Genomic DNA, 3,784 nt, shown 5'->3' with positions numbered 1-3,784 from the left:
GAGCCGTCCTGGGATTCCTGACACCACGCGAAGTTTTCACCAAGCTACTCAACGCGGATGTTGCTAAGACGGCTTGACACCGCCCCGCTCATTGGTCGATTTATGAATCGCCAAGCCCACGGTATTGGGCTAGCCCGTTCCGGCATTCAGGTGCGGACTAGAATATCGGTTCCTAGTTTAATCATTCACCGAATTCTTAATTTCTTGGAAAGCCTCAGTCGCTATTTGTCGTTATCAGGTGCATGGCTCGTTGCGGCCTGGCCGACTGTATCAATAAAGTCCGTACTAGTTGGCGATACTCGCCGTCAGGTCGAGTCTTTTGTCTCCCGGAGTGCCAGGCGCAGACAGACTTACATTCTCAAGCCTCCCTCTGAACCACCTCGGCGACGTCACAAAGAGGACTTCAGCCCGACGTTTGAAGTAGTTGTCAGCACATTGAGGTACCTTGTCAGGAGTGAAATAAACACTACTGTTGATTGGGGTCAAAATTGGATACGGTATTCTCAAGCCTGCAAGAAGGTGCCTCGTGGCACCGGTGTGCGCTTCAAGTAAACCCATTTGCGTATTTGGCGAACAATGCCAAAGAATCACCTGAGTTCGCTGACGAAGAGTCCTATAATTCAGCCCTTATCGAGGCGCTCCAGCATGATTCGATCGACGTAATCGCCATTACTGATCACTGGTGTGTGGACAGTAGCTCTGTCCTTCGTAAAGCTGCTACGGCTGTTGGGATCACCGTCTTTCCAGGATTCGAAGCAACAGCCAAAGACGGTGCACATCTCCTTGTCCTGTTCGATCCGGCAGTCACCGCGGCTAGTATCAATCGACGAATTGGAGAATGTGGAATCCCAGACGACTGCCTCGACTCCAGACCAGGCAGCCTTGATACCCTCGAACTGCTCGCTGCGGCAAAGAATTGGGGCGCCGTCGTAGTTGCGCCCCATGTGACCACCGGAGGAGGATTGCTCGACAAACTGAGCGGTCAAACCGCGATCAATGCGTGGACCAGTCCCCAACTGCATGCCGTCGCCCTCGGCGGCGTAAATCCTACTCAAGGCCAAAATGGAATATTGTCCAATAAGACACCCGATTACAAACGCGATAATCCCATAGCAATTTTGAATGCTGCGGATATCACCCATCCAAGCGATGTGAAGAAATCAGGTAGTTCATGTTGGATTAAACTCTCCAGCCGATCGATCAATGGGCTCGACCTAGCATTCAGGACTCCAGAAACTCGAATTACCCGCGAGGATCCATCCGCGAATCTACACGCTAGAGTCGTAGGAATTTCTTGGGAGGGTGGATTCCTTGACGGAGTGAAAATTCGATTCAACGAGTCCCTAAATGTCCTCATAGGCGGTCGTGGCTCCGGTAAGTCCACAGTTCTGGAAAGTATCAGGTACGTTTTAGGAATTTCACCGTTAACCAAATTCTCTCAAGATGAGCATGCCTCGACTGTGAAAAATGTGTTAGGTGCCGGAACGACTATTCACGCGCAAATCGAAGTTCGGAAGCCAGCCCTGTCTATCTATACGATCGAGCGAACAGTTGGTAAGAATGCGGTAGTTCGGGACTTGACGGGACAGATCCTGAATTCGACTCCTAGGGATTTGATCGGCGGGACAGAAGTATACGGACAGCGTGAACTGGCTGAATTAGCGAGACACCCACAAAAATTGACCCAACTTCTCTCCGGATATCTCCCGGACTCGAATGACACCAGCCCGGCTTCAGCAACAAGTGCTCAAGCACTTTCGAAGTCCCGCACAGACATCGTCAGTATCCAAGATGACATAACAGATTTGGATACTAAACTTGCCAGAAAGCCAATCATTGACGAGCGCTTGGCAAGATTCGATGAAGCGGGCGTAGCTGAAAAGTTGACGCTCCAGGAGCAAATACAGCAAGAGGAAGTACTACTAAAACGCAGTGCTGATCTTCTGAAAGAGACCGAGCAGAGAAGTGTAGAAAAACTCGACGCGATTTTCTTGACGGATGTTTCGACAACGGGCCTTCCAAATGCTCCTCTTCTCAAGCAAGTAGCCGAGGCTATGCGTACATACAACGCAGTCGTTGAAACGGTTCTTACTTCACTAAATGAAGCCAAGATTCGCACGGAACTGTCCATCACGGCTATCCGGACCGAATGGGAAGCCGTGACATCTCCCACGCGGGACGATCTGGCGAAAGTGCTACGCGGCCTGCAACCAGAAGGAATCGATGGTAGCGAATACCTCAAGCTCCGTGGCGATCTGAACGCATTGACGCCGCTACAGAAAACTCGGGATGAAAAAGCGGAGGCCCTGGACAAGCTACTAGAAGACCGAGACAGACTCCTGGCAAACGCGGAAGCGAGTCGGATAGTGAGGCTCCGGGACCTGACACGCGAGGCGAAAAAAGTTGGGCGACGGCTAAAGGGAACTGTCCAGGCAAGCATTCTCGATGGCGCGGACCGCACTCCCGTAATTTCCATTCTTACCGATCAAATTGGCGGGCGGCTCGATCACGTTCGGACTGCTATTTCGGAAGCCAACCCATTTTCTCCTCGGTCGTTTGTTGAGCTCATCAGGCAGGGAGCCGATGCCATCCAGTTTAGTTACCCCTCAATTTCTGTGGCTCAGTCGGTAACGCTCTCAGGCGCTTCAGAAGAGGCATTGATGCTCATCGAGGAAGTCGACTTGCCAATCAGTACAGACCTCGAGCTCAATGTCGGCCCAAAGGCCGCCCCTGTCTGGCGCTCGCTGGGCCGCCTTTCCACTGGTCAGAAGGCGACTGCACTGTTGTTGCTTCTCTTACACAGGGGTGACGGTCCGTTGATAATCGACCAGCCCGAGGACGACCTCGACAATCGGTTCATATACGAAGACATCGTACCCAAGCTGCGCGAAACCAAAGGTAATCGCCAGGTTATCTTCTCTAGCCACAACGCCAACATTCCCGTGTTAGGCGATGCGGACCAGATAGTTTCGCTGGCGGCCGAGGATGGGCCGACAGGAGTAGCAGGCCAAATTGTCTCGGACGGCCTAGGCTCAATTGATCACCCACCAGTCCGGATGATGGTGGAGGAGCTACTAGAAGGCGGCAGAGAAGCATTCAATGCCCGTCGGTACCTATATGGATTTTAGTCGTCCAATATCAAACACCCTTGATTGAATGCGAGCGAAGGGGATCCAAGACACAATTGGCTCCGACTTTACATCTTGCCGTCAAGCTGAACGAATATGACGTCAATGAGAGGTCAGCACAGCATTGGGTCGGTTGCGATTCAATGCTGTGTTGGCCTCCGCTCGGCTTCCTCCGCGAGCCATCGGCCTGAACTTAGCGACAATTTCCGGTCATGTTTGTAAAACGTCTTGCATCCCAGGACTTGCCTGTGGCAGGAAGCCCCACAGGCAGTCATGGTGGCAGGGGCCCAAACGGCCACGAATCTGTATATCTTCGCAAGAATACCCAGAATGCCAGTCGCCGTTTGAACCACGGCGCACGACCCAGCCGTACTGCGCCGCCGGATTCTCGGGACGATTCCGCGAGCGCCGTCGTCGAGAAACACGACGCGCCGCAAAGAGGGCAGCTGTCCAAACGCTTGTTGTCCGTGAGCGTGCCAAAGGGAATGCTCGCCAGCACAAAACGGAAGGCAGGATCAGCGCAGCCTGCAGTCCGGAACGCCCGCATTTCTGTTCAAGTCGCCAGAAGCCAGGCGGTGTCAAGCCGTCTTAGCAACATCCGCGTTGAGTAGCTTGGTGAAAACTTCGCGTGGTGTCAGGAATCCCAGGACGGCTCG

1 protein-coding gene is annotated in these 3,784 nt (G+C 53.0%); it reads left to right on the top strand.

The window, feature by feature from the left end:
• The first annotated feature begins 488 nt into the window (after positions 1 to 488).
• Positions 489 to 3,128, top strand: a complete 2,640-nt coding sequence (locus ACX80E_RS17025; RefSeq protein ID WP_459303249.1) for a TrlF family AAA-like ATPase — start codon at positions 489 to 491, stop codon at positions 3,126 to 3,128.
• The last annotated feature ends 656 nt before the right edge of the window (positions 3,129 to 3,784 follow it).

It is taken from the genome of Arthrobacter sp. TMN-49, assembly GCF_054511095.1.
This window is presented reverse-complemented; position numbering and strand designations above follow the sequence as displayed.